We start from the raw sequence: 23864 nt of genomic DNA, 5'->3' as shown, positions 1-23864 counted from the left end.
CGGCTTACGAGCTTCGAGTTCATAATGCACCCTCCATAGGAACGTACATGGCGTCTCAAGCTGCGCTTTCCAGCTCCTTACGAGGAGTCAACTCGATCGAGCCAAAATCGAGCTAATGTCCGAATTAAACTACGAGCGGACCGCCGGCCTTGATCCAGGCGTCGAGGCCGCCCTGAATATGGCGAGCGGACGTTAGTCCCGCTTCCTGCGCGGCCTCGACCGCCATCGCCGAACGCTCGCCGAAAGCGCAATAAAAAACGATGCGCTTGCCGGTGGCGACCGCCAATTCGTGCAGCAGGCCGCCGTCCCGAATATTCTCGTCGAGTTCGTCATAGGGCATATGCAGCGAGCCGGGGATAACGCCATGAACTTCGCGCTCGCGCGCCTCGCGCAGATCGACCAGAGCTGTTGAAGGCTGACCGAGAACGTCGAGCGCTTCTTGCGGCGTCAACGACCAGCCCCGCCGCGCGATGTCCTCCTGATGCAATCCGATGTGAACGTTCGCCGGCACCGCGACGTCCATCATTTTCGGATTGGGCAGATGCAGGCTTTCCATCAGCGCGACATATTCATCGACGGATTTCACCTGCAAGCGCGGATTGAACGCCCGCTCCTCGCCAATCGTGCTGACCGTATCGCCCTTATAGTCGTGCGCCGGATAGACAAACGTCGAGTCGGGAAGCTTCATCAGCTTGCCGAAAAGCGACTCGTACTGCGCCCGCGCGTCGCCGTTCTGAAAGTCAGTGCGGCCCGTGCCGCGAATCAACAGCGTGTCGCCGGTGAACACCCGGTCGGTCATCACAAAGCTGTATGAATCGTCCGTGTGACCAGGCGTGTAGAGAACATCGAGCTCGACGCCCGGGATGCGGATGCGCTCGCCTTCGCGAACGCGCATCGACACCACGTCAGCGTTGCTGCGCTCGCCCATCACCGTGATGCAGTGCGTGCGGTCGCGCAGCGCGCCCGATCCGGTGATGTGATCGGCGTGGGTGTGCGTGTCCAAAGACTTGACCAGCCGTACGTCGAGTTCGCGCATCAGCTGCAGATAGCGTTCAACCTTGTCGAGCACCGGATCGATGATCAGCGCCTCCCCGCCGCGATGGCCGGCGAGGAGATAGCTGTAGGTGCTGGAGACGCTATCGAACAGTTGCCTGAAGATCATCGCGCGCGTTCCTGCGCCTGCCCCGCGTCATTTCGGTTGCGGTACAATGCGAAGATAGGGCCGCGGCGCATTCCAGCCCTCAGGATAGATCTTTTTCGCTTCCTCGTCGGAGACTGAACCCGCGATGATGACGTCATCGCCCGGCCGCCAGTTGACGGGCGTCGCGACCTTATGTGTCGAAGTCAATTGCAGCGAGTCGATGATTCGGAGCACTTCATCGAAGTTGCGGCCGGTCGTCATCGGATAGACCATGATGAGCTTGATCTTCTTGTCGGGACCGATGACGAAAATATTGCGCACCGTCTGGTTGTCGGCCGGCGTCCTGACGCTGGCGTCGCCGCCCGCGCTCGCGGGCAACATTCCATAGAGCTTGGAGATGCGCAGGTCCGGGTCGCCGATCATCGGATAAGTCGGCTTCGCGCCCTGAGTTTCCTCGATGTCGACCGCCCATTTGGCGTGATTGTCGACCGGATCGACGCTCAAACCGATGATCTTGACGTTACGTCGCTTAAATTCGGGCTCGAGTTTGGCCATGTAGCCAAGTTCGGTCGTGCAGACCGGCGTGAAATCCTTGGGATGCGAGAATAGAATGCACCAGGAATTTCCAATCCAATCATGAAACTTGATATGTCCTTGCGTCGTGTCGGCTTCGAAATCCGGCGCGGTGTCGCCAATCTGGAAAGACATGTGGAAGCTCCTCGGTTATGGTTGCGACGCGCCTTGGAGCGCGAGCGACGCTCTTCGCCGCCTGAGAGCGTATGCCTATAAATGCGATTGTTTCGCTCAGTATCAAGAACAGCCGCGTTCAAGCCAATTCCGCCGCTTTGATGAAACTCCAACCTAGCCGCCAGCCGAACGCAGAATGACGACGATCGCGCCATGTCAGTCCCTGTCCATTCGCGTCTATTACGAAGACACGGACTTTTCCGGACTCGTCTATCACGCCTCCTATTTGCGATTCATGGAGCGGGCGCGCACCGAAATGTTGCGTTCCCTCGGGCTCGATCAAAAGGCGCTGCTCGAGGGCGCAGCCGGCGCGCCGATTTTTTTCGTTGTCCGGTCGATGGACGTCGACTTCCAAAAGCCCGCGACGATGGACGACCTGCTGACCGTCGAAACCGACACTCTTGAGCTCGGCGGCGCCTCGCTCACGCTTGAGCAGCGGGTTTTGCGGCAGGCGGAACTGCTTGTCCGCGCCAAAGTCCGGATTGTGTGCGTCGAAGCCGGCCGCGCGCGCCGCCTGCCGCCCGAGGTGCGCGCGAAATTCGAATGTCTTCTGCCAAATTCAGAGTAGAATGCCGTCGCCATCTGGACGCCGCCTTTTGCGGCCTAAAATGGCGGCGAGATGGGAATCAACGAACCCGCTGCGCGACTGCGGCCCCGGACCGAGCCCTCGGACCCGGCGGAGACCGGCGTTCTGATCGTCGACCTCGCCGCCCTCGCCGATAATTGGCGCACGATGGCTCGGCTGGCCGGCGGCGCGGAATGCGGGGCGGTGGTGAAGGCCGACGCCTATGGATTGGGGCTCGCGCCCGCGATGCGCGCGCTGCTCTCAGCCGGCTGCCGAACCTTTTTCGTCGCCAATGTCGTCGAAGGCGAAGCGGCCCGGGCCGTCGCCAACGACGCGACCATCTATGTGCTGGACGGGCTCGTGCCCGGCGCGGCGCCGCGGCTCGTCGCCGCCGATCTTATTCCAGCCTTGGGTTCGCTCGGCGAAATCGACGAGTGGGCGGCGACGGGGCGCAAGCCCAAAGCCGCCATCCATTTCGACACGGGGATGAATCGCTTCGGAATTCCGATCAGCGAGGCGGCGCAGGCGGCCGAGCGCGCGCGCCACATCGCGCCTACGCTGGTGATGAGCCATTTCGTCAGTTCGCAAATGCGCGACGCCGCCTGCAATGCCCGGCAAATCGAGGAGTTCCTGGACGCCCGCGCGCGCTTCGCCAAGATTCCGGCGTCCATGGCGAATTCCTCGGCCGTCTTCCTGCCGCAGCGCCCGCATTTCGATCTCGTTCGTCCCGGTTACGCGCTCTTTGGCGGCAACCCCACGCCTTACGCCGAATGCCCGGTGCGGCCGGTCGCGCGGCTCAGCGCGCGCATTCTCTCAACGCGCGAGATCGAGCCAGGCGCCTGCGTCGGCTATGACGCGCTATGGTCGGCGCCGAGGCGCACGCGCATCGCCACGATCGGCGTCGGCTATGCGGACGGCGTGCCGGTCGGGGCTGCCTCTTGCACTGAAAAGCCGACAGGCGAAGCGCTCGTCGGCGGAGTCCGCTGCCCCTTCATCGGCCGCGTATCGATGGATTATGTCGTGCTGGACGTTTCCGAGGCGCCGCGCGAGGCCGCGCAGCGCGGCGAATGGGTCGAGCTGCTGGGCGACGGCATTTGCATCGAGGACGCCGCGGCCCGCGCCGGCACCATCGGCTACGAGATTCTCACTCGGCTCGGCGCGCGATTCTCGCGACGCTATCTGGGGGCTTAGCTCGGCGTTACGCCATCGCGAACCACGGCGCGAGCACCGGATATCCCTCGCCTGCGAGGAGCGACACCGTCTCATGCAGCGGCAGGCCGACGACGGCCGTATAGGATCCGACGATCTTCACCAGAAACACGCCGGCGCGTCCCTGAATGGCGTAGCCGCCCGCCTTGCCGCGCCACTCGCCAGTTGAGAGATAGGCTTCGATCTCGGTCGAGCCGAGGCGCTTGAACCGCAGCCGCGCCTCGACGAGACGCCTGCGCTCCAAGCCGCGCGGCGTAATCAGGCTCACCGCCGAAAAGACCCGGTGCTGGCGCCCCGAGAGCAGCTGCAGGCACTCCTCGGCCTCTTCCCGCGTCTCCGCCTTGGGCAGGATGCGCCGGCCGACAGCCACGACCGTGTCGGCGGCGATGAGAAAAGACTCCTTCAGCTCGGGCTGCGTCGCCCGCAGCTTTACCGCGGCAGCCGCCTTCTCGCTGGCGATTCGTGTGGCGTAGGCGCGCGGCGATTCCCCGCGGTGCGGCGTCTCATCGATGTCGGCCGGCAGCAGGGCGTCGGCGTCGAGTCCCGCCTGCTGCAACAGCGCCAGGCGCCTCGGCGAAGCTGATGCGAGAACGAGCTTGGGACGGGCGATTGGGGGATTGGCTGTCAAGAATGTCGCTCCGCCAAAAGAAAATTACCGGAAACGATATGTTATACGCCCTTTGGTCAAATCATAAGGGGTCATCTCGACAAGCACCTTGTCGCCAGTCAATACGCGGATGCGGTTCTTGCGCATTTTGCCGGCGGTATGAGCGATGATTTCGTGGTCGTTTTCGAGCTTGACGCGAAACATCGCGCTCGGCAGCAGTTCGGTGACGACGCCGGGAAATTCGAGCAGTTCTTCCTTGGCCATGTGGTTCCTTGTGAGGCGCTCTCCGCCGCGAGTCTTGCCGCGCGGCTTAGATAGCGCGTGAAATGCGAAAAACCCGCTGCCCCGGCCGGGGAGCGGACTCGGCGCGGACCCTAGTCGAGAACGAAGGATTTGTGAACCAGGGAGTTGAGGGGCGACCACAGCTCTCACAATTCGACGGCGCGGCCAAAGTCGCACGCGCGATCGAGATCGACGCCTTCGAGCGGCGCCGCAGCGAGAAGCGCCTTAAGCGATCCCCTTGCAAGCAAACGCTCGAGCTTTTTTCTTTCCCTGCGTCGGCGAAAGATTTGAGTGCGAGACTTTCGTAACTTCCTCATCGCAGTTCTATTTTTCGTCGTTTCATCAAGCGGGATCATGCCTCCACACGAGGATCAATGATATTGATAGGGACGTTCGCTGCCTGCAAGAACTCTACGAACCCATTTCTAGTGGAAGGGATCACGAACAAACTAAAAAAGAAACAGATCTCCCAAAGGTCCTGCTGCGACAATACGATATTCGAACCAACGGAGAATACTCGCTCACGCATCATCGCCTTGCCACAAATAGCCATCGGCTCCAAAGTTTTCTGGCCAATAAGCTTAGGAATCGCATGGATGGTTCCCGTTTCTTCCCCTTGAGCAAAAATATCAAAAGTCTTCCAAGTGATCTTAAATGAATCCCCAGGCCCGCATCTTTCGGGTTTGATTCTCCCCAAATCGTGAGTTAGAGCGTTACGCGCTGAGTACAGGCTTTTAATGCTGTCTGCTTCGTTTGGTGCGATTCTGAATCGCTTTAGAAGCTTGTCGAGTTTGCGGGGGATGCCCAGGCTATTCTCAAATTCCTTTTGAGCCTTTTGAGGGTTATTCAATTCGAGACTTTTATTTTTGCATGCAATAATGAGACAGCTCTCGTGAACGCGATCGAGAAACAACGCGTAATGTTCGAGTAACTCGCGCAAACCACATCCAATAATCCACGTAGCAAAATGTTCCTTGAAGTCCCGGACGGCCTCTTCTGGCAAGTTCGATGGGAGGAAGTCGATCGGCATACCGGTTTGGCCGGGCATAATTGGTAACTTATGTAACTCGTAGTCATTAAAATCACCGCGCTTAGCAGCGTTCAAACCTAAACCCATAAAGACTGCCGCGCGGCGAACGCCTACGTGAGCAAGCTCCGCAATATTATCGATGTCCACGTTGATTTTGAGCTTCTGCACCAATTGTGAAGGTCCGTCTATTGTGATGTCTAATTGATGGTCGATAAATTTCTTACTTCGGCTTGCCCTTCACCGTGCGCGTGCCGGGCTTGCCGCCCGAAGAGCGTGGCGAGACGCGCGGCGGCGGCGCGATCCGACCCAGCGGCCGCGCTTCCCCTCCCCCGAAATTATGCGGCCCCATGTCGGCGTCGGTCGGCTTATGCGCACGGGTCGCGAGCTTTTCCTCTTCGTCACGGCGTATGGCGCCGCGCCCTCCCCGACCAAAGGAGGCGCGAAATTGCGGACTCGCCTCGGCGAGCAATTCGGCGCGTTGCAGCCGCTGGATTTCATCGCGCATGCGCGCCGCCTCTTCGAAGGCGAGATCGGCCGCCGCCGCCTTCATGCGCTTTTCGAGATCGGCGATCGTGGCCGCGAGATTATGCCCCGGCGCGATGTCATAACCCGTGTCGATGGTCACATGATCCTGCTCGGCGACCGAGCCGAGAATGTCGGCAATGCCGCGCTTGATCGACGCCGGCGTGATGTTGTTCTCGAGATTGTAGGCTTCCTGCTTGGCGCGGCGGCGGTCGGTCTCGTCCATCGCGCGCTTCATCGAGCCGGTGATCTGATCGGCGTAGAGGATGACGCGACCGTCGATATTGCGCGCGGCGCGGCCGATCGTCTGCACGAGCGAGGTCTCAGAGCGCAGAAACCCTTCCTTGTCGGCGTCGAGAATGGCGACGAGCCCGCATTCGGGAATGTCGAGTCCCTCGCGCAACAGATTGATGCCGACGAGCACGTCGAAGGCGCCGAGCCGCAGATCGCGGATGATCTCGATGCGTTCGATGGTATCAATGTCGGAATGCATGTAGCGCACGCGCACGCCGTTCTCATGCAGATATTCAGTCAGATCTTCCGCCATGCGCTTGGTGAGCACGGTCACAAGCGAGCGATAGCCGATCTGCGCCGTCGCCCGCGCTTCGTCTAGAAGATCGTCGACCTGGGCGCGCGCCGGGCGCACCTCGACAATCGGGTCGATCAATCCCGTCGGGCGAATCACCTGTTCGACGAAGACGCCGCCTGTCTGATTGAGCTCCCAGTTTCCCGGCGTCGCCGAGACCGAAACGGTCTGCGGCCGCATCGCGTCCCATTCCTCGAAACGCAGCGGACGATTGTCCATGCAGGACGGCAGACGGAATCCATATTCCGCGAGCGTCGCCTTGCGGCGGAAGTCGCCCTTATACATCGCGCCGATCTGCGGAATGCTGACGTGGCTCTCATCGGCGAAGACCAGCGCATTGTCCGGGAGATATTCGAACAGCGTCGGCGGCGGCTCTCCGGGCCTGCGGCCGGTGAGATAGCGCGAATAATTCTCGACGCCGGCGCAGGAGCCGGTCGCCTCCATCATCTCGAGATCGAAGCGGGTGCGTTGCTCGAGCCGCTGCGCCTCCAGGAGACGCCCGGAACGGTGCAATTCGTCGAGCCGCGCGCGCAATTCCTCCTTGATCGCCTTGATCGACTGCAGCAGCGTCGGCCTCGGCGTCACATAATGCGAATTGGCGTAGACTTTGACGAATTCGAGGTCGACCGTCTTCTTGCCGGTCAGCGGATCGAATTCGGAGATCGACTCCACCTCATCGCCAAAGAAGCTGACGCGCCAGGCGCGATCCTCATAGTGGGCCGGGAAGATGTCGACGGTGTCGCCGCGCACGCGAAACGTTCCGCGGGTGAAATCGGCGCCGATGCGGCGGTAGTGCAGCGCAACGAGATCGGTGACCAGCTGCCGCTGCTCCAGCTTCTCGCCAAGAGTCACCGAAAAGGTCATCGCCGTGTAGGTTTCGACCGATCCGATGCCGTAGATGCAGGAGACCGACGCCACGATGATGACGTCGTCGCGCTCGAGCAGCGCGCGCGTGGCGGCGTGGCGCATGCGGTCGATCTGCTCGTTTACCGAGGATTCTTTCTCGATATAGGTGTCGGAGCGCGGCACATAGGCCTCAGGCTGATAGTAGTCGTAATAGGAGACGAAATATTCGACGGCGTTATTGGGAAAGAAGCTCTTGAACTCGCCGTAAAGCTGCGCCGCAAGCGTCTTGTTCGGCGCGAGAATGAGCGCCGGCCGCTGCACGCGTTCGATCACGCTCGCCATGGTGAAGGTCTTGCCGGAGCCGGTGACGCCGAGCAGCACCTGGTCGCGCTCCTGCGCCGCGATGCCCTTGACCAGCTCCGCGATCGCCGCAGGTTGGTCGCCCTTCGGCGTGTATTCGGACACGAGGTCGAACCTCACGCCGCCTTCGGACTTCGCCGGCCGCTCCGGCCGATGCGGCGTCCAGGGCTTTTGGTCGCGAATGTTCGGATCGCCAAGGCGCAGCAGTTGCGCAAGACTGTCGGCGGTGGCTTCCACTCCGCCAATGTTTTGAGCGGCGCTTCCTGAAGTCGCGCCGCCCGCCTGAAACCCTTCGCCGAGGCCGTATTTTTCGATGTCCTCCTCGTCGAGGCCGTGAATTGAAGAGGCGTCATAGGCCCCCTGCGGCGCCTCGCCGAACCCGGGCGCGAGCGCCGGATTGAGGAGTTGCACGAGATGCGGCGCGAGCGGCGCGACCTCGGGCTTCGCCGCCTTGGCGCGCGTCGGCCGCGCCGGGTCTTTGGGCTTTCCGGGAGGTTTGGCCATGGCCGCAATATGGGGGAGACGGCGGCGGGATGGAAGCGCCCAAAGGAGCAGTTACGCCACACCCAGATCAATGACGACGATCTCCGGCGGACAACCGATCCTCACGGGCGCGATCGAACAGCCAAGCCCGGCGGAAACGACTAGGTGACGATCGTTCTCAATCTTGTGACCATAAGCGTAGCGCGCGCCATAGTGTGATGGCACGTTCGGGCGCCAGCCAAAGAAATTCAGCTGTCCGCCATGTGTATGGCCGCTGAGCGTGAGCGAAACGCGCGCCGGCACGCTCGGAAAAATATCCGGCTCATGCGCCAGCAGAATAACTGGCGCGTCGTCCGCGACTTTCGTCAGCGCCCCGTTCAGATCATCGATCCCATATCGGGGGTGGCGCCACCCCCGCACCGGGACAAAGGCGATTTGATCGCCCAGTCCGACAATCCAGAACGCTTTCCCGTCCTTGACCAAACGCACGGCGTCATTCTGATAAACGGCGAGACCCGCATCCTGCATGGCCTTGCCAACATCCGGCAGGCCCTCGCCGCGGCGCATCGACGCCTCATCCGCCCACCAGTCATGGTTGCCGAGCACGGCATGAACGCCGAGAGGCGCGTCGAGCCGCGCCAATGCGCGCGACCAGGCGCTCGCCGGCTCCTGTCTCTGAAATTTGTGAGTCGCCACATAGTCGCCAACGAGCAAGGCGCAGTCAGCGCCCTGACTGTTGATCAGGTCGACAATTTCCGTCACACGCTCGGCGGTCATCCACGGATCGCAGGCGTGAAGATCGGCTACAATCGCGAGCCGCAACCTTAAGTCTTTTGGCCACGTCGGCGGCGTGAAGGCGTAACGGGTGACGCGCAAACGAAAAAGCGGCTCGACGAGCGAGCCATAGATCGCGATGCCGCCGCCAGCGACAATAAGTGTGGTCATCAGGCGCAGGAACGCGCGGCGATTCAGCATCCGCGATTACCAAACGGAGAGGAGAGGAAGAGGAAGATGACGGGAAACACTGGTTAGATCAAATGCCGGCGCAATGTCCGTCCCCGCTTCTGCGGAGAGGGCGGGGAGGCAAATCAAATGCCGTCCGTCAGATCAAACGGCGGCGGCGCATCCTCGCCCTCTATAGCATAAAACTCTTGAAGCCAGCGCCACGCAGGCATAGCATGTGTATGGAGTCGGAGCATCATACACATGCGCACCAACATCGTCATCGATGACAAGCTAATGGAAGAGGCGCTGCGCGCGACGGGCCTCAAGACCAAGAAGGAAGCCGTCGAACTCGCGCTGCGGACGCTGCTACGCCTCCAGCGGCAAAAGCAAATCCGAAGCCTGCGCGGAAAGCTCGACTGGCGGGGCGATCTCGACGCTATGCGCACGGATAAGAAAACATGATCCTCGTCGATTCCAGCGTTTGGATCGACTATTTTCGTGGCGTCGCCTCGCCCGAGACCGATCGTCTGGACAGGTTGCTCCAGGACGAATTGGTCGCAATAGGCGATCTGATCTTGACTGAAGTGCTGCAAGGCTTCGATCGGGACCGCGATTTCAATCGCGCTCAGAAATTCCTGACCACGCTGACGATCGTAGAACTCGGCGGCAAGGAAATCGCCCTGCGCGCGGCAAAAAATTATCGCAAGCTGCGCGGTCTCGGCGTCACGCCGAGGAAAACCATCGACACGATCATCGCCACCCGCTGCATCGAAAGCGATCTGCCGCTGCTCTACAGCGACAGGGATTTCGACCCATTCGTCGAGCGCCTCGGTTTGCGCCCGGCCATGGCGTAGCGATGCTCCGCTCTCAGCGCCCGTGACTTCCAATGTTTCGCGGTGACAGTTGGACAACGCATCGACCGCGCTATCTGCCTCCATAGGGGGCCAACATGCGCAGACGTCGATCGAAAATGAACAAGCTTTTCTCCGACACGCTCAAGATGAGCTTCGTGGCCAATCAGGTCATCGGCTTGCGGCTGATGAAGATCGCCACGGGCGGCGCGCATGGCAAGCGCGAAAGCGACCTGATGGTGAGCGAAAAGCTCGAAGCCGCGGCCGAGGCCAGCCTCGCGGCCGCGATGAGCATGGCGACAGGACAACCGCATCGCGCCGCCGAACGCGCGCTCGCCGTTTACACGAAGCGGGTCAATGGCAATCTAACGCGACTGTCGAAGCGCTGACGGAGACGATTTGTCTCGCGCGAACCGTGGCCGGGGCGCCGCGCGCTTGCGCCGCCACATCGCCAGTGCGCAGCCAGCCCCCACAAGCGAGAGCACGCCGAACGCGGCGGACCATTCAGCCCCCTCGCCCACCGAAAAATCATACTGCCCGACATATTCCTTGGCGCCGTCGTCGCTGGTCGCCCTGACGAGAGCGACATAGCTTCCGTCGCTGACGAAATTATGCGTGAAGCTTGTCGTGCCCTTGTCCGCCAAATATTTCTGCGGCGGCAAAACGGCGACGGTGTTGGCATCGAGATCGTCGCGCCAATCGGCCTGACCGACATTGCGCAGCACGCGGATTTCGATGTTCATGTCGCGCAGCTCGATCTGCCGCGCGTCGAGGATGATTATCGTCGGACCGAGCGTCGGCACATGCCGGCAGAAAATCTCGTCGGTCTGATTTTCTTGAAAAGCGCTGAACATCATTTGCGTCGGACCGACGCTCATCACGCAATGGCGCGGATGTTCCGCCCTGATCTGCGCCTGAGCAATGTTTACGCACACGCAGGCCAGAAGCGCGGCGAGCAGAAGTCTTCCCGACATCGGACCCTCCGGTCATGGCGCGCGAGACGTTCGGCTCGACGCCGTCGACTTGCCGCCAAAAAAAGCATCCAAGGCCGCCGCCCCCGTTGAATGCGCCGAGCTTTGAAGCTGCCGCCAATCCGGATTTCGACAAAGAAGCGATCTTGCCAAAGAGCGGCCAGAATTCGCCATCCGAGGCTCGCGTCGCCTATTCCGCCTCCTCCAATTCCTCCCGCTCCGCCTCCAGCAATTTAGCGCGCGCCTCGGCGGCCTCGCGCTGACGGTTCCACATGCCGGCGTAATGGCCGCCAAGCGCCAGCAGCGCCTTGTGCGTGCCGCGTTCGACGATTCGGCCATGATCGAGAAACAGGATTTCGTCGGCGTCGACGATGGTCGACAGACGATGCGCGATGACGAGCGTCGTGCGGCCGCGCGCGACCCGCCTCAACGCCTCCTGAATTTCATGTTCGGTCAAGCTGTCGAGCGCCGACGTCGCTTCATCGAGGATGAGAATCGGCGGACCTTTGAGAATCGTGCGCGCAATCGCGACGCGCTGCTTCTCGCCGCCGGAAAGCTTCAGCCCGCGCTCGCCGACCTGCGCGCCATAGGCCTCCGGCACGCTTTCGATGAAGCGGTCGATCTGCGCGAGCCGCGCCGCCTCGCGCACCTCTTCGTCGCTCGCGTCCCATCTTCCATAGCGGATGTTGTAGCCGATCGAATCGTTAAACAGCACGGTGTCCTGCGGCACCATGCCAATCGCCGCCCGCAGGCTTTCCTGCGTGACGTCGAGAATATTCTGCCCGTCGATCGTGATGCGGCCGCCTTGCGGCTCGTAGAAACGATACATCAGGCGCGAGATCGTCGATTTTCCGGCGCCGGACGGCCCGACGATGGCGATGGTTTGTCCGGGCTCGGCTTCAAAGCTCACGCCCTTGAGGATCGGCCGGTTCGGCTCGTAGTGGAACGCGACATTATCGAAAACGATCCGCCCTTCGCGCACGAGGAGCGGCGTCGCGCCGGGCTTGTCCAGGATCTCCGGGCTCTGCGCCAGGATCGAAAACATCGTTTCGATGTCGATGATCGCCTGCCGCACCTCGCGATAGAAGGTGCCCATGAAATTTAGGGGCTGCGCCAACTGCCCCATCATCAGGTTGATCAGGACGAAATCGCCCACCGTATTGCGGCCGGCCTCGATGCCATAGACGCACATCACCATCATGGTGGTGAGGCCGATGATGAAGATCACCGTCTGGCCGGCGTTGAGCACCGCAAGCGAGACATAGGACTGCGTGCTCGCCTGCTCGTAATGGATCATCGATTTGTCGTAGCGCTCAGCCTCACGTCTCTCCGCGCCGAAATATTTGACCGTTTCATAGTTCAGCAGGCTGTCGATCGCCTTCTGATTGGCGTCGGTGTCGCTGTCGTTCATCCTGCGCCGAATGGCGATCCGCCAATTTGTGGCGAGCGTCGTATAGAGAAAATATCCGGCGAGAGTCGCGACCAGGACGAGCCCATAGCGCCAGCCGAACTGATAGAGAAAAATGCCAAGGACCAGCGCCATCTCCAGCACTGTCGGGGCGCCGGTCGACATGATGAGGCGCGACAGCGTCTCGATGCCGTTGCGCCCGCGCTCGAGCACGCGCGTCAGTCCGCCGGTCTTTCGGCCGATATGAAACCGCAGCGACAGCTCATGCATATGCACGAAAAGATCGGTCGCCAGCCGACGCACGGCGTGCATCGCCACCGCCGCGAAGATGCCGTCACGCAGCTGCATCAGCACGACCGAAGCGATGCGGATAGCGCCCATCATTAGAGTGAAAAAGACCGCCGCGGTTGCGAGCTTCCCCGCCACGCCTGGGCCGCCCTCAGCCAGCGCGTCCGTCGCCCATTTGAAAGCGTATGGCGTCGCGGCGTTGAACAGCTTGCTGACGACGAGCAGCGCAAAGACCGCGGCGACCCGAAGCTCGAGATCGCGGCGGCCGCGCGGCCAGATGTAGGGCCACAAATGGCGTATCGTCTTGAAAAGAGACGATTCCGACAATTGCTGTTCATTAATGGGCTGAGGCGCGGCGTCTTCCGCATCGATTGCGCTTGATTCGCCTTGATCAGGATTCAGCATAGGTCTCCGATTGAATGGGCCGCCGTCGCGTTTTGCGTCATATATGAGTTTTAGAAGGAATGCGCACCCCAAGCCGCAGCGCGGCGATAGCGCTGCAAGAGAATGCACATGCGAGAAATTAAGAACGTTTGCGTCTATTGCGGCTCCTCGATCGGCGCCGATCCGCGTTACACAGCGGCGGCGCGCGCGCTGGGCGCGGCCCTTGCACGCGCCGGAGTCGGCCTCGTTTATGGCGGCGGCGCCATTGGCTTAATGGGCGTTCTGGCGAAGGCCACGGTCGCCGCCGGCGGCGTTGTCACCGGGATCATTCCCGAGTTCCTGGACCGACGGGAGATTCCCTTCACGGGCGCGACGGAACTCGTCGTCGTCGACGACATGCACACGCGTAAGCGCCTGATGTTCGAACGATCCGACGCCTTCATCGCGCTGCCTGGCGGCGTCGGCACTTTGGAGGAGCTGACCGAGCAGCTGACCTGGATTCAGCTCGGCCGTCACACCAAGCCTCTGGTCATCGCCGACATCGGCGGCTTCTGGCGTCCGCTGCTGTCGCTTTTCGCGCATATGCGGAACGAGGAGTTCTTCGGGGAAGTCGATAACGTGCGCTATCTCGTGGCCGAACGCATCGAAGACATTCTGCCGATGATTTTCGCGGCGGTTCGCCATTCTCCAGACATCAGCGAGACAGCGATCACCGAACGGCTGTAGCGGTCTGACGGTCGTTGCGCTCGACCGACACCAGCAGCTTGTAGTTGATCGCGTCGACGAGCGCCTCGAAGGACGCGTCGATGACATTGGCCGAAACGCCGACCGTCGACCATCGCCCGCCCTCGCCGTCGGCGCATTCGACGAGAACGCGCGTGACCGCGTCGGTGCCGCCTTGGAACACGCGGACTCGATAATCGACGAGCCGAACGTCGTCGATGAAGCGTTGATAGGCGCCGAGATCCTTGCGCAGCGCGAGATCGAGGGCGTTGACGGGGCCGTTGCCTTCGGCGGCCGAAATGCGGCTCTCGCCATCGACATTGATCTTGACGATCGCCTCGGCGCCCTGGTCCTCGAAGCCGCCATTCCTGGCGAAGCGCCGATCGACCGCGACGCTGTAGCGTTCAATGTCGAAGAAATGCGGCGCCTCGCCAAGCACGCGCTTCGCCAGAAGAAAGAATGAGGCGTCGGCGCCCTCATAGGCGTAGCCTTGCGCTTCCTTCTCCTTCACCTCATCGAGAAGCCGCGCCAGACGCGGATCGTCCTTGTCGAGGACGACGCCCAATCGGCCAAGCTCGGCCGCGATGTTCGAGCGCCCCGCCTGATCGGACACGAGGACGCGCCGCACATTTCCGACCGATTCCGGCGTGACATGTTCGTAAGTGCGCGGATCGGTCAGCACCGCCGAGGCGTGAATGCCGGCCTTGGTCGCAAAGGCGCTGGCGCCGACATAGGGCGCATGGCGGTTGGGCGCGCGGTTGAGAAGCTCATCGAGCGCATGGCTGACGCGCGTCAGATGCGTCAGCTTCTCCTGCGTCACGCCGATCTCGAAGCGCTTGGAAAATTCGCCTTTCAGCAACAACGTCGGGATGATCGTCGTAAGATTGGCGTTGCCGCAGCGTTCGCCAAGACCGTTGAGCGTGCCCTGGATCTGCCGCGCGCCGGCGCGCACGGCGGCAAGCGAATTCGCCACCGCCTGTCCCGTGTCGTCGTGGCAATGCACGCCGACGCGGTCTCCTGGAATCTGCTTGACGACCTCCGCGACGATGCGCTCGACCTCGTGCGGCAGCGTGCCGCCATTGGTGTCGCAGAGGACCACCCAGCGCGCGTCCGCGTCATAGGCGGCCTTGGCGCACGCCAGCGCATAGTCCGGATTCGCCTTGAAGCCATCAAAGAAATGCTCGCAATCGACGGCGACTTCCTTGCCGCGCGCGACGGCGGCGTTTACGGACTGCGTCACGCTTGCGAGATTGTCCTCTTCCGTTGAGCGTAAGGCGACGCGGACCTGAAAGTCCCAGCTCTTGGCGACGAAGGTGACGACGTCGGCGCTGCTGTCGAGCAGCGCCACGACGCCCGGATCATTCTCGACCGAGCGGCCCTGACGCCGCGTCATGCCGAAGGCGGCGAAGCGCGCGCGCAGTTTCGGACGCTGCGCAAAAAACTCCGTGTCGAGCGGATTGGCGCCAGGATAGCCGCCTTCGATATAGTCGATTCCGATCTCGTCCAGCATGGCGGCGATCTGACGCTTGTCGTCGAGCGAAAAATCGACGCCCGTCGTCTGCGCGCCGTCGCGCAGCGTCGTGTCGTATAGCGTCAGCCGTTCCTTGGCCGAATCCTTGGCCCATTCCTTGGCCATCAGTGCGCTCTCCCGGCGGCCTGGACCGCCAACTCCTTGGTCATCGTGGTATTGCCGAGCCATTGGCCGGCGATTGTTTTCATATTGCGCGTCGTGGCTACATAGCCGCGGGCCGCGAAAAAGTCCTGCGCCGCGTCGGAAGCCTCGACCGTCAGCAGTGTCGTGCCGCGCGCGGCCGCGAGTTTTTCAATCGCCTCCGCCAGCGCCGACCCGACGCCCTTGCGCGCCATGTCGGGCCGCACATAGAGCATGTCGAATATCTTGTTGTCGCGCAGCGCAGCGAAGCCGGCGATGTTTCCGTCGACAAGCGCAACGATGGTCAGCGCATCCGCGAGGTGCGACGCGAAGGCCGCTTCGTCGTCAGCCGCGGACGCCCAAGCCTCGCGCTGCGCATCGTCATAGTCATCGGCGGCAAGCGCCTCGACGCTGGCGCGAAAAAGCGCCGCGAGCGTCGCGGCGTCTGTGGCAAGAAACGGCCGCAGACCGGGCGTTTGCGCGCTGCGCGCCATCACATGATCTCGAACGCGCGCAGCAGATGCCACGCGATGAAGGCCGCGAGCGCCAGCACGATCAGCTTGAAGGCGAGATAGAGCGCCCAGTGGCGCTTGAAGGGAAGCGTCTTTTTCCAGTCATCATTGGACATAGGATATCCCCTTCTGTTCACCACCCGGTTCGCTTCGCGAACCACCCTTGCATGCTCGAAACGCAAGAAATCACAAATCTCGCCTTGCGTAAGCGTTCCATCGTTACGCCGAGCCGCGCCGTTCTGATCCCTCCCCCTTGCGCGGAGGGTGGCGCGCGAAGCGCGCCGGGTGGGGGAGACGTCAGCGCTTCTCACGACGCCGCCCGCAAATGTTCCTTCGCTCGGGCGACGATGGTCTCCACGACGCCGATCAGGTTGGCGTCGATCTCGTGATTCCAGAAGCGCAGCACATGAAAGCCGTTCGCTCGAAAAATCGCGTCGCGCCTAGCGTCATGACGGCGCCCGTCAGCTTCGCCGTGCTGTGAACCGTCAGCTTCAATGATCAAGCGATATTTGTAGCACACGAAATCGAGCACATACCCTTCAAGCGAAACCTGGCGACGAAAATGAAATCCCTGCGGACGCAGCAGGCGCAATTGCGACCAGAGCTTCACCTCTTGCGGCGTCATGTTCTTGCGCAGTTCGCGCGCGCGCGGGTTGGCCATGTCCGTCACCCCACCCGGTTCGCTTCGCGAACCACCCTCCCCGTCAAGGGGAGGGATGGGCCTGCATCAACGAAACGCAAAACTTCATGCAAAATGCCTCGCATGAGCGCGTGATCGCTACGCCGAGTCGCGCCGTTCCTATCCCTCCCCCCTGCGGGGAGGGTGGCGCGCGAAGCGCGACGGGTGGGGGAAAGAGCGCTCACCGCTTCACCTCCCAGGTCGTCGTGCCGTCCTTATTGTCCTTGAGGGCGATGCCCATAGCGGCGAGTTCGTCGCGGATGCGATCGGACTCGGCCCAGTTTTTTGTAGCGCGGGCGGCGTTGCGTAGATGAATTAATTCCCCGACCTTGTCTGTACCACATATTTTGTAACTGACCGATCCGGTATGCCTGACGTCGGCTTCAACCCCTTGTTCCTTTAATTCCTCAGTTATCGCTCTCTGGCGTTCTTCGTTGTTGTTCGCGAAAGCAATTTGAAGCTCATCGAGCCGTCGCATCACATCACTTGACGCAAGAACGCTCTCCCCCACGTGGTAAGGGTTTAGAATGAACATTCTTTCTGGATTCACGATCCCCAAGAATATACAGGTATCCAAGAGTGACACTTGATCCTCATGGACCTTTGATCGAGCAAGCGCTCTCAATTCGCTAATTGCTTGGGGAGTGTTCAGATCGTCGCAAAGAGCAGCCATTACTTTTTCGTTAGGCTGTAGCAGGCTCGCATGTACACGATATTCTGCTTCAGCAGCACGATTTGCGAGCAAATTCGTCCACTCTTGGAGCTCTGCGTGCGCCTCCTCTAGCGCCTTCACCGTCCAATCGATCGGCTGGCGATAATGCGTGCGCAGCATCGCGAATCTCAACACTGGACCGTGCCAGCCTCTGCCGCCAAACTTCTCTGTATGCAGTAGCTCGTGGATCGTCACGAAATTCCCCAGGCTCTTGGACATTTTCTCGCCCTCGACCTGCAGGAAGCCGTTATGCATCCAGTAATTCGCCATTACATCTTGCCCGAAGGCGCAGCAGCTTTGCGCGATCTCGTTTTCGTGATGCGGGAAGACGAGGTCGATGCCGCCGCCGTGAATGTCGAAGGTTTCGCCAAGATGCGCCCAGGACATCGCCGAACATTCGATATGCCAGCCGGGACGCCCCCTGCCCCATGGGCTGTCCCAACCGGGCTCGTTCTCCTTTGAGGGCTTCCACAGCACGAAATCCATGTCGCCGCGCTTATAAGGCGCGACGTCGACGCGCGCGCCGGCCAACATTTCATCGAGCGAGCGCCGCGACAGGCGTCCGTAATTTTGCATGGACGGCACGTCGAACAGCACATGGCCATCGGCCGCATAGGCGTGGCCGGCGGCGATCAGGCGTTCAATGATCGCGATCATCTGCGCGATATGCTCGGTCGCGCGCGGCTGCATCGTCGGCTCGAGACAGCCGAGCGCCTTCACGTCCTGCTGGAAAACCTTGTTGGTCTCTTCCGTCAGATCGCGAATGGAAATTCCGCGCTCCGCGGCGCGCGCGTTGATCTTGTCGTCGACGTCGGTGATGTTGCGGACGTATGTGACATGCTCGGCGCCGTAGAGGTGGCGCAACAAGCGAAACAACACGTCGAAAACGATGAGCGGCCGGGCGTTGCCGATATGCGCGTAGTCGTAGACCGTCGGTCCGCAGACATACATGCGCACATGCGCGGGATCGATCGGACGGAATTCCTCCTTCGTCCGGCTCAGCGTATTGTAAATTTTCAGCGCAGGCGTCGACATGAATTTCCCCGCAAGGCCGCCGGCCGGGGCGTCGCTTCATGTCGTTTGGAGAGACGTGACGGCTCCGGCCAGCGTGATCGCTAGCTGATGATGGTCTTCCGACAAATGGTGAGCCGAAGCGTCATGGCGGCGACCATGCGCTAAAGCGCGCCGCCGCGTCAAGCGCGAGCCTCTGCCGAGCGGCCGCCGATTTAACTCGGGTTTTACCGCTATGCGCTAGGTCTGCGGCAGGCTGTCGGGGTCGCGTGGGGCTAGTTCGTCATGTGGAAATATGAGGCGCCGTTCGGGCGGCGCGCGTTTGCGTCGCTACTTGCAGGAATGTGGATCGGCGTCGGCTACGCCTGCGCCGCACGGGCCGAAGCGAGCGCGGTCGGCGCCTATGTTATCGCCGATCAGGAGGGCTACGGCCTGACGGAATGCCTCACGCGTAAGGCCGATTGCGGCAAGATCGTCGCCGACTCCTGGTGTGCGGCGCATGGCCATGGCGCGGCCAGAGCTTTTGGCCGCGCCGACGATGTGACCGCCTCGATCGACGTAAGCGCGGCGCGCGCCTCGATCGAGCCGGACGCCGCGGTCGTCGCCTGCGTCGATTAGGTCAGCGCAGAAAGTCCCCGCATTGCGGGACTTCGTTCTGGCCGGCCCAGGGCTGAATGGCGAGGGTCGAGGTCGAGCTTTCGGGCGAGCCTTCGACGAGCTTGTCGGAATAAACCATATAGATCAGCACATTACGCTTGGCGTCGCAGCCGCGAACGATATGCATGCGCTTGAACAGCAGCGACCGCCGCTCGCTGAACGCCGTATCGCCCTGGCCGAACTTCTCCTTGAATTTGATCGGGGCATATTGCCGACAGGCGAGCGAAACCTCCGACGACTGCTCCGCCACGCCGAACATGCCGGCGACGCCGCCTTTTTCATGCGCCGTATAGTAGCAGACGACGCCGTCGATCACCGGGTCGTCGATTCCGTAGGTCGCGAGCTTGTCGTTCGGGGTGAGGAGCTTGAAATCCACCGATTTGCGGAAAATGAGATCCGGCCCACTCTGCGCAAAGGCCGGCGCGGCGCCGAAACAAAGAAAGGCCGTCGAAATCAGAGCCAGCAATTTGGAACGCTTCATATCGGCAACCTCCTGGATCACGCTGCCTTTGGACGGAATCGCCCAGAGGCGGATATCATGATCAATCTCGAAAGCTTAGAGCGCGCTCTGTGCGAAAAACCCAATTCCGCTTTTCCGCGAGCGGCGCTCTAGCGACGCCGTTGCCGATATGGGCGAAGCCGCGCGGCAAGGGAAGGGCTTCGGCCCTGGGCGAGGCAAAAAATTCGGCGCGCGCAATGGGGCTGACGGCGTCGTCCGGCGCCTTGTTGCCGACATGATGGGCGCGATTAATCGAGCGACGTTTGATCCGCGGCCCGGATTGGTGAAAATGGCGCGATTCGTCGCAAGCGACGCGCGCCGGAACATCAGTCGCCAAGCGATCGCGCAAGCGTTTCTCGGCTTCTTACCCAGAGTGTGAAGAGAGCCAAAAACTTCAATGAGGCCGCGACCATAAAGCCCTTTTTGACGAGATGCGCCTTCAGGCGGACGAAACTGGCGGTCGCCGCCGGCGTCGCGTTCGGCCTCCTCGCCGTTTCGCCGGCAGCAGGGGAAAGTCCCTATTGTACGGAGTTGCGCGCGCAGATCGCCCGCGCCAGCGCCGGCGGCAGCGCGGGGAGATTCCAGGCCGCGGCCGCCAAGCAGCGCGGCGACTATGCCCGCGTCTCGGCGAAAGCTCGCGCACTCGGCTGCGATCGCGGCCAATTCCTGTTCTTCGGCGATCCGCCGCCGCCTCAGTGCAGTCAAATCAACGCGCAGCTCAACCAACTCTCTGGCGCTATCGCCAGCTATGAACGGGCGAGCGCCGACGACGGCGGCCAGCGTCAGGCGCTTGCCGCGCGTTATGAGGCTGAATGCCGCAATCCTCAGGCGGCGCAAGCGCGCGTTGCACGACCGCGCAATTTCTTTGAAGAGCTGTTTGGCGTCGCGCCCGATGAAAGTCCGGGCGCGCGCGACATGCCCGTCGGTCCAGACCCGGATCAGGAACCTTCAGACGGGAAGCCGCGCGGGGGTCCAATGGCGATCTGCGTGCGCGCCTGCGACGGCGGGTTTTTCCCCATCACCTATTCGGCGCGCAGCTCCAATCTCGACGATCTCGCGACGATGTGCCGGGCGCTGTGTCCCAACGCCGAGGTGAAACTCTATACGGCGTCGCAATCGAAGGTGCTCAGTTCCGCCCTTTCGATCGACGGCGAAGCTTATTCGGACCATCCCAACGCCCATAAATTCGAGACAACCTATGATCCGTCCTGCGGCTGCAAGCCGCCGGGGCAGTCGTGGGCCGAGGCGCTCGTCGAAGCCGAGCGACTCATCGCCGAGCGCCACGCAAAGGATCAGGTCGTCACCGCGGAGCAGGCCGAGCAATTGTCGCGCGCGCTGCCGCCCGGCGTTGCGCGCGGTCGGAAAGCGAAAGGCGCCGCGGCGACGCCAGAGCCGACGAAGACGCCAGAACCCGCGGCGCAGGCGCAGCCCAGCGCCGCGGATGGCGCGGCCGCTGCGCCGGAAACCTATCGCGAAGTCATCGGACCTGATGGGATCAAGCGCCGCATGCGGGTCGTCGCGCCGGCGTTGTGAGCCTCATCCCCTCGCTTTAGTTCTCCGCCGCGTCAGGGCATATGCGCCTTGACCGTCTCGATCAGCTGTTTGATCGAGAACGGCTTCGCCAGAAAACCAAAGTCGCCCTCGGGAAGGTTTTTGGCGAAGGCCTCTTCGGCATAGCCGGAAACGAAGATCACCTTCGCCGCGACGCCGCGCTTGCGCAGTTCGGCGAACATCGCGGGGCCGTCCATCTCCGGCATCACCACGTCGGAGACGATGAGATCGATCTTGCCGTCGACGCGCTCGACGACCTCGAGCGCCTCCATGCCCGTCGCGGCTTCGAGCACCGTGAAGCCGCGCGAACTCAAGGCCCGTGCGCCGATCGAGCGCACCGAATCCTCGTCTTCGACGAGGAGAACCACGCCCTGTCCTGTGTAGTCCGCAGCGACCTTGGGCGTATCGGCCTTCTGCGACGTCTCCTTCTCCTCCGGCACGTAGCGCGGCAGGAAAATGCGGAAAACCGCGCCGCGCCCGATCTCGCTGTCGACGGAGATGAAGCCGCCCGACTGCTTGACGATGCCGAACACCGTCGAAAGGCCGAGGCCCGTGCCTTTGCCGACTTCCTTCGTCGTGAAGAAGGGTTCGAAGATCTTTTCTTTCACATCGGCGGGAATGCCGCTGCCCGAGTCCTCAACCTCGACCAGCACATAATCCGCCGCGGGGAGCGCCGCCTCATTAAAGGCGGCGCATTCCGAGGCGGCGACATTGCGCGTGCGGATCTGCACCCGTCCGCCTGACTCCAGCATGGCGTCGCGCGCGTTGACGACGAGATTGATGATCACCTGTTCGAACTGGGTGATGTCGGCCTTTACGAACCAGAGATCGCGGCCAAGACGCAGTTCCAGCTCGTTCTTTTCGCCGACGACGCGGCGCAGCAGATTCTGCACTTCGGAGAGCGCGTCGCCGAGCTGCAGAACTTGCGGACGCAGCGTCTGACGCCGAGAGAAGGCGAGCAGCTGCCGCGTCAGGCCTGCCGCGCGATTGGCGGTTTCCTTGATCTGGCGAATGTCGCGGAAGGCGGGGTCGGTCGGCCGGTGGCTGGAGAGCAGCAGATCCGAATAGCCGATGATCGCCGTCAGCATATTGTTGAAGTCATGCGCGATGCCGCCGGCGAGCTGGCCGACCGCATTCATCTTCTGTGACTGCGCGAACTCCTCCTGCAGCTTGCGCTGCTCGGTCGTGTCAAGCGCATAGACCATCGCGCCCTTCTTGCCGGCGTCCTCGGCGGAAGAGACGAAGAAACGCGCCGAACGCGTCGCCGCGCCGGCGGCGTCTTCCTCGAAAACGACATTGATCGGCCGCACTTCGCCTTTGCCTTCGATTGCGTCTTCGATCGCGGCGCGCAGGGCGGCGCCGTCGCGTTCGCCGAGCCCCGTCAGAACCGACCATGGCGCCGCGGCTTGTCCCTGGCCCGACTTCAGCGCCTGCGGCAACAATTTCGCGAAGGCCGCGTTCGATGTCAGCACGCGGCCCTCGCCGTCCAGCGTCGCCATCGCCATCGGCGTCGAGTTGAAGAAGCGCGCGAAACGCACCTCGGCCGCGCGCAAATTCTCTTCCGGCTGTTCGCCAGAGGCGCGGTTGAGCACCAGGGTGCGCGAGGCGCCGGATTCGCCGTCCTGACCGAACGCGACCTGGTGCAGCAGCCTGACGGGCAGCGACTTGCCGTTGCGGCATCGCAGGTCGAGGTCGATCTGCTCAGTGCGCACGTCGCCAGGCGCGCCCGACATCGCGGCGAGAAGCGCCGCGCCGCTATGGGCGACGATGGAGGACAGCGTCGCGCCGCCAGATCCGACCTGCGTGAGATCGTAGCCCAGCCATCCGGCGAGCGTTTTGTTCATATAAGAGACGGCGCCGTCCGGACTCGCGGAAAAAAACCCCGCCGGCGCATGATCAAGAAAATCGATCGCGTGCTGGAGCTCCTGGAAGACGTTCTCCTGCCGCTGTCGATCGGCCGTCACGTCGGCCACCGCCCATAGACACAAGCGCCCGCCCGACGTCGTCGGCAGCGGCCGAACGCGGATTCGGTACCAGCCGACTGCGCCCTGCCCCGACAGCGGCGGCGAAAGCCGCAGATCTTCGCTATGCGAAACGCCGCCGCGCGCCGCCTGGACCAGTCTATAGATCGCCTCCGAGACCTCGGGCGGCCCTGAGAACAGCCGCTCGACCAGCTGAACGCCGGAAGCGTCCTTCGCGTCGCACATCGCCGTATAGGCTTCGTTGGCGTATACGATGCGCACATCGCCTCTGGTGACGAGCAGCCCTTCGCCGGATGTGTCGGCGATGAATTTCGTCACGTCGTTGCCCGCGACTCGGCCGGAGAAGTGAATCAATCCGACCGCATAGGCGAAGAGAAAAAAGATTCCGGCGACGCCGAAAACAGCGAGCGCCAAAATGGTGACGCGCGGCGCGAGGTCCGAAGGCGTCAGGTAATAGGCGGCGACGCCTGCGACCAACGCGATGACGAGGGCGAGCGTCAATCCAATATTCGCGGGCCGCTCGCTGCGTCCCAGGGCGGCCGCTTCGGTCCTGTCGCTCATTTCTTAACCACCCGCGTCATAAATCGCCGATCGCGACGGCCATGCTGACGCCGGCGCGCCGATTATTACTCTGCCGACGCTTACAGAATCATCTAAAACAA

The 23864-nt window shown here is 62.1% G+C and carries 24 protein-coding genes; 8 read left to right on the top strand and 16 right to left on the bottom strand.

From position 1 onward, the window contains the following. Nucleotides 1-124: 124 nt before the first annotated feature. Entirely contained in the window at nt 125-1162 is a 1038-nt protein-coding gene (locus A3OO_RS0110770; protein ID WP_018407856.1) for an MBL fold metallo-hydrolase, read from the bottom strand. Nucleotides 1163-1189: 27 nt separating this feature from the next. After that, a complete protein-coding gene (locus tag A3OO_RS0110765; RefSeq protein ID WP_018407855.1) occupies nt 1190-1849 on the bottom strand; it encodes a peroxiredoxin in 660 nt (219 codons plus the stop codon). Between the two features lie 175 nt (nt 1850-2024). On the opposite strand from A3OO_RS0110765, the gene ybgC reads away from it, so the two are divergent. Both ybgC and alr read left to right on the top strand, forming a co-directional pair. After that, on the top strand, nt 2025-2456 hold the full coding sequence (gene ybgC / locus A3OO_RS0110760; protein ID WP_018407854.1) for a tol-pal system-associated acyl-CoA thioesterase: 432 nt from the start codon (nt 2025-2027) through the stop codon (nt 2454-2456). A gap of 51 nt (nt 2457-2507) precedes the next feature. Next, on the top strand, nt 2508-3644 hold the full coding sequence (alr, locus tag A3OO_RS0110755; RefSeq protein WP_018407853.1) for an alanine racemase: 1137 nt from the start codon (nt 2508-2510) through the stop codon (nt 3642-3644). A 7-nt stretch (nt 3645-3651) separates the two neighbouring features. Here the strand turns inward: alr and A3OO_RS0110750 are convergent, their stop codons facing one another. The 5 genes from A3OO_RS0110750 to A3OO_RS0110725 all read right to left on the bottom strand — a co-directional run bounded on the left by A3OO_RS0110750 (nt 3652) and on the right by A3OO_RS0110725 (nt 9353). Beyond that, nucleotides 3652-4290 (bottom strand): Maf family nucleotide pyrophosphatase, encoded by a 639-nt coding sequence (locus A3OO_RS0110750; protein WP_026222887.1) that lies wholly within the window; start codon nt 4288-4290, stop codon nt 3652-3654. A 24-nt stretch (nt 4291-4314) separates the two neighbouring features. Next, on the bottom strand, nt 4315-4533 hold the full coding sequence (infA, locus tag A3OO_RS0110745; protein WP_014890360.1) for a translation initiation factor IF-1: 219 nt from the start codon (nt 4531-4533) through the stop codon (nt 4315-4317). Nucleotides 4534-4903: 370 nt separating this feature from the next. Further along, nucleotides 4904-5752 (bottom strand): hypothetical protein, encoded by an 849-nt coding sequence (locus A3OO_RS0110735; protein WP_018407850.1) that lies wholly within the window; start codon nt 5750-5752, stop codon nt 4904-4906. A 49-nt stretch (nt 5753-5801) separates the two neighbouring features. Continuing rightward, nucleotides 5802-8399, bottom strand: coding sequence for an excinuclease ABC subunit UvrB (gene uvrB / locus A3OO_RS0110730; protein ID WP_018407849.1), 2598 nt, complete (start codon nt 8397-8399; stop codon nt 5802-5804). 51 nt (nt 8400-8450) lie between these two features. Then, on the bottom strand, nt 8451-9353 hold the full coding sequence (locus tag A3OO_RS0110725) for a metallophosphoesterase (RefSeq protein WP_018407848.1): 903 nt from the start codon (nt 9351-9353) through the stop codon (nt 8451-8453). 231 nt (nt 9354-9584) lie between these two features. Here A3OO_RS0110725 and A3OO_RS0110720 point away from each other — a divergent pair, with 231 nt between their 5' ends. The 3 genes from A3OO_RS0110720 (at nt 9585) to A3OO_RS0110710 (ending at nt 10563) form a co-directional block, all read left to right on the top strand. After that, nucleotides 9585-9785, top strand: coding sequence for a type II toxin-antitoxin system VapB family antitoxin (locus tag A3OO_RS0110720; protein WP_018407847.1), 201 nt, complete (start codon nt 9585-9587; stop codon nt 9783-9785). Next, a complete protein-coding gene (gene vapC / locus A3OO_RS0110715; RefSeq protein WP_018407846.1) occupies nt 9782-10177 on the top strand; it encodes a type II toxin-antitoxin system VapC family toxin in 396 nt (131 codons plus the stop codon). Before A3OO_RS0110720 ends, vapC begins: the two co-directional genes overlap by 4 nt. 116 nt (nt 10178-10293) lie before the next feature. Next, on the top strand, nt 10294-10563 hold the full coding sequence (locus A3OO_RS0110710) for a hypothetical protein (protein WP_018407845.1): 270 nt from the start codon (nt 10294-10296) through the stop codon (nt 10561-10563). Here the strand turns inward: A3OO_RS0110710 and A3OO_RS0110705 are convergent. Further along, nucleotides 10540-11148, bottom strand: coding sequence for a hypothetical protein (locus A3OO_RS0110705; RefSeq protein ID WP_018407844.1), 609 nt, complete (start codon nt 11146-11148; stop codon nt 10540-10542). The two genes, A3OO_RS0110710 and A3OO_RS0110705, sit on opposite strands and share 24 nt — an antisense overlap. A gap of 187 nt (nt 11149-11335) precedes the next feature. After that, on the bottom strand, nt 11336-13246 hold the full coding sequence (locus tag A3OO_RS0110700; protein WP_018407843.1) for an ABCB family ABC transporter ATP-binding protein/permease: 1911 nt from the start codon (nt 13244-13246) through the stop codon (nt 11336-11338). Nucleotides 13247-13354: 108 nt separating this feature from the next. Here A3OO_RS0110700 and A3OO_RS0110695 point away from each other — a divergent pair, with 108 nt between their 5' ends. Then, the gene (locus tag A3OO_RS0110695) at nt 13355-13951 is read left to right on the top strand and encodes an LOG family protein (protein ID WP_051080409.1); all 597 of its coding nucleotides are present in this window, start codon (nt 13355-13357) and stop codon (nt 13949-13951) included. Here A3OO_RS0110695 and cimA read toward each other — a convergent pair. From cimA to cysS, 5 genes are all read right to left on the bottom strand, one after another. Beyond that, nucleotides 13935-15584, bottom strand: a complete 1650-nt coding sequence (gene cimA, locus A3OO_RS0110690; RefSeq protein WP_018407841.1) for a citramalate synthase — start codon at nt 15582-15584, stop codon at nt 13935-13937. The two genes, A3OO_RS0110695 and cimA, sit on opposite strands and share 17 nt — an antisense overlap. Beyond that, on the bottom strand, nt 15584-16093 hold the full coding sequence (locus A3OO_RS0110685; protein WP_018407840.1) for a GNAT family N-acetyltransferase: 510 nt from the start codon (nt 16091-16093) through the stop codon (nt 15584-15586). Before A3OO_RS0110685 ends, cimA begins: the two co-directional genes overlap by 1 nt. Next, entirely contained in the window at nt 16093-16227 is a 135-nt protein-coding gene (locus A3OO_RS24565; RefSeq protein WP_018407839.1) for a hypothetical protein, read from the bottom strand. Before A3OO_RS24565 ends, A3OO_RS0110685 begins: the two co-directional genes overlap by 1 nt. 191 nt (nt 16228-16418) lie before the next feature. After that, nucleotides 16419-16772 carry an endonuclease domain-containing protein gene (locus A3OO_RS0110675; protein WP_018407838.1) on the bottom strand — a complete coding sequence of 118 codons (354 nt, stop codon included), beginning with the start codon at nt 16770-16772 and terminating at the stop codon, nt 16419-16421. Nucleotides 16773-16971: 199 nt separating this feature from the next. Next, nucleotides 16972-18537: a cysteine--tRNA ligase gene (cysS, locus tag A3OO_RS0110670; RefSeq protein ID WP_018407837.1), complete on the bottom strand. Its 1566-nt coding sequence runs from the start codon at nt 18535-18537 to the stop codon at nt 16972-16974. A gap of 261 nt (nt 18538-18798) precedes the next feature. Between cysS and A3OO_RS0110665 the strand changes: the two genes are divergently transcribed. Next, nucleotides 18799-19131 (top strand): hypothetical protein, encoded by a 333-nt coding sequence (locus A3OO_RS0110665; RefSeq protein ID WP_018407836.1) that lies wholly within the window; start codon nt 18799-18801, stop codon nt 19129-19131. Nucleotide 19132: 1 nt separating this feature from the next. Here the strand turns inward: A3OO_RS0110665 and A3OO_RS0110660 are convergent, their stop codons facing one another. After that, nucleotides 19133-19651 (bottom strand): CreA family protein, encoded by a 519-nt coding sequence (locus A3OO_RS0110660; protein ID WP_026222885.1) that lies wholly within the window; start codon nt 19649-19651, stop codon nt 19133-19135. Between the two features lie 441 nt (nt 19652-20092). Between A3OO_RS0110660 and A3OO_RS0110650 the strand changes: the two genes are divergently transcribed. Continuing rightward, entirely contained in the window at nt 20093-21202 is a 1110-nt protein-coding gene (locus A3OO_RS0110650) for a DUF2865 domain-containing protein (RefSeq protein ID WP_245257148.1), read from the top strand. A gap of 32 nt (nt 21203-21234) precedes the next feature. On the opposite strand, the gene cckA is transcribed toward A3OO_RS0110650, so the two are convergent. After that, nucleotides 21235-23763: a cell cycle histidine kinase CckA gene (gene cckA, locus A3OO_RS0110645; protein WP_018407832.1), complete on the bottom strand. Its 2529-nt coding sequence runs from the start codon at nt 23761-23763 to the stop codon at nt 21235-21237. Nucleotides 23764-23864: the final 101 nt, after the last annotated feature.

This window comes from Methylocystis rosea SV97 (genome assembly GCF_000372845.1).
Classification (GTDB): domain Bacteria; phylum Pseudomonadota; class Alphaproteobacteria; order Rhizobiales; family Beijerinckiaceae; genus Methylocystis; species Methylocystis rosea.
Note: the sequence above shows the minus strand (reverse complement) of the source record. Positions and strands in the feature narration are given on the sequence as shown.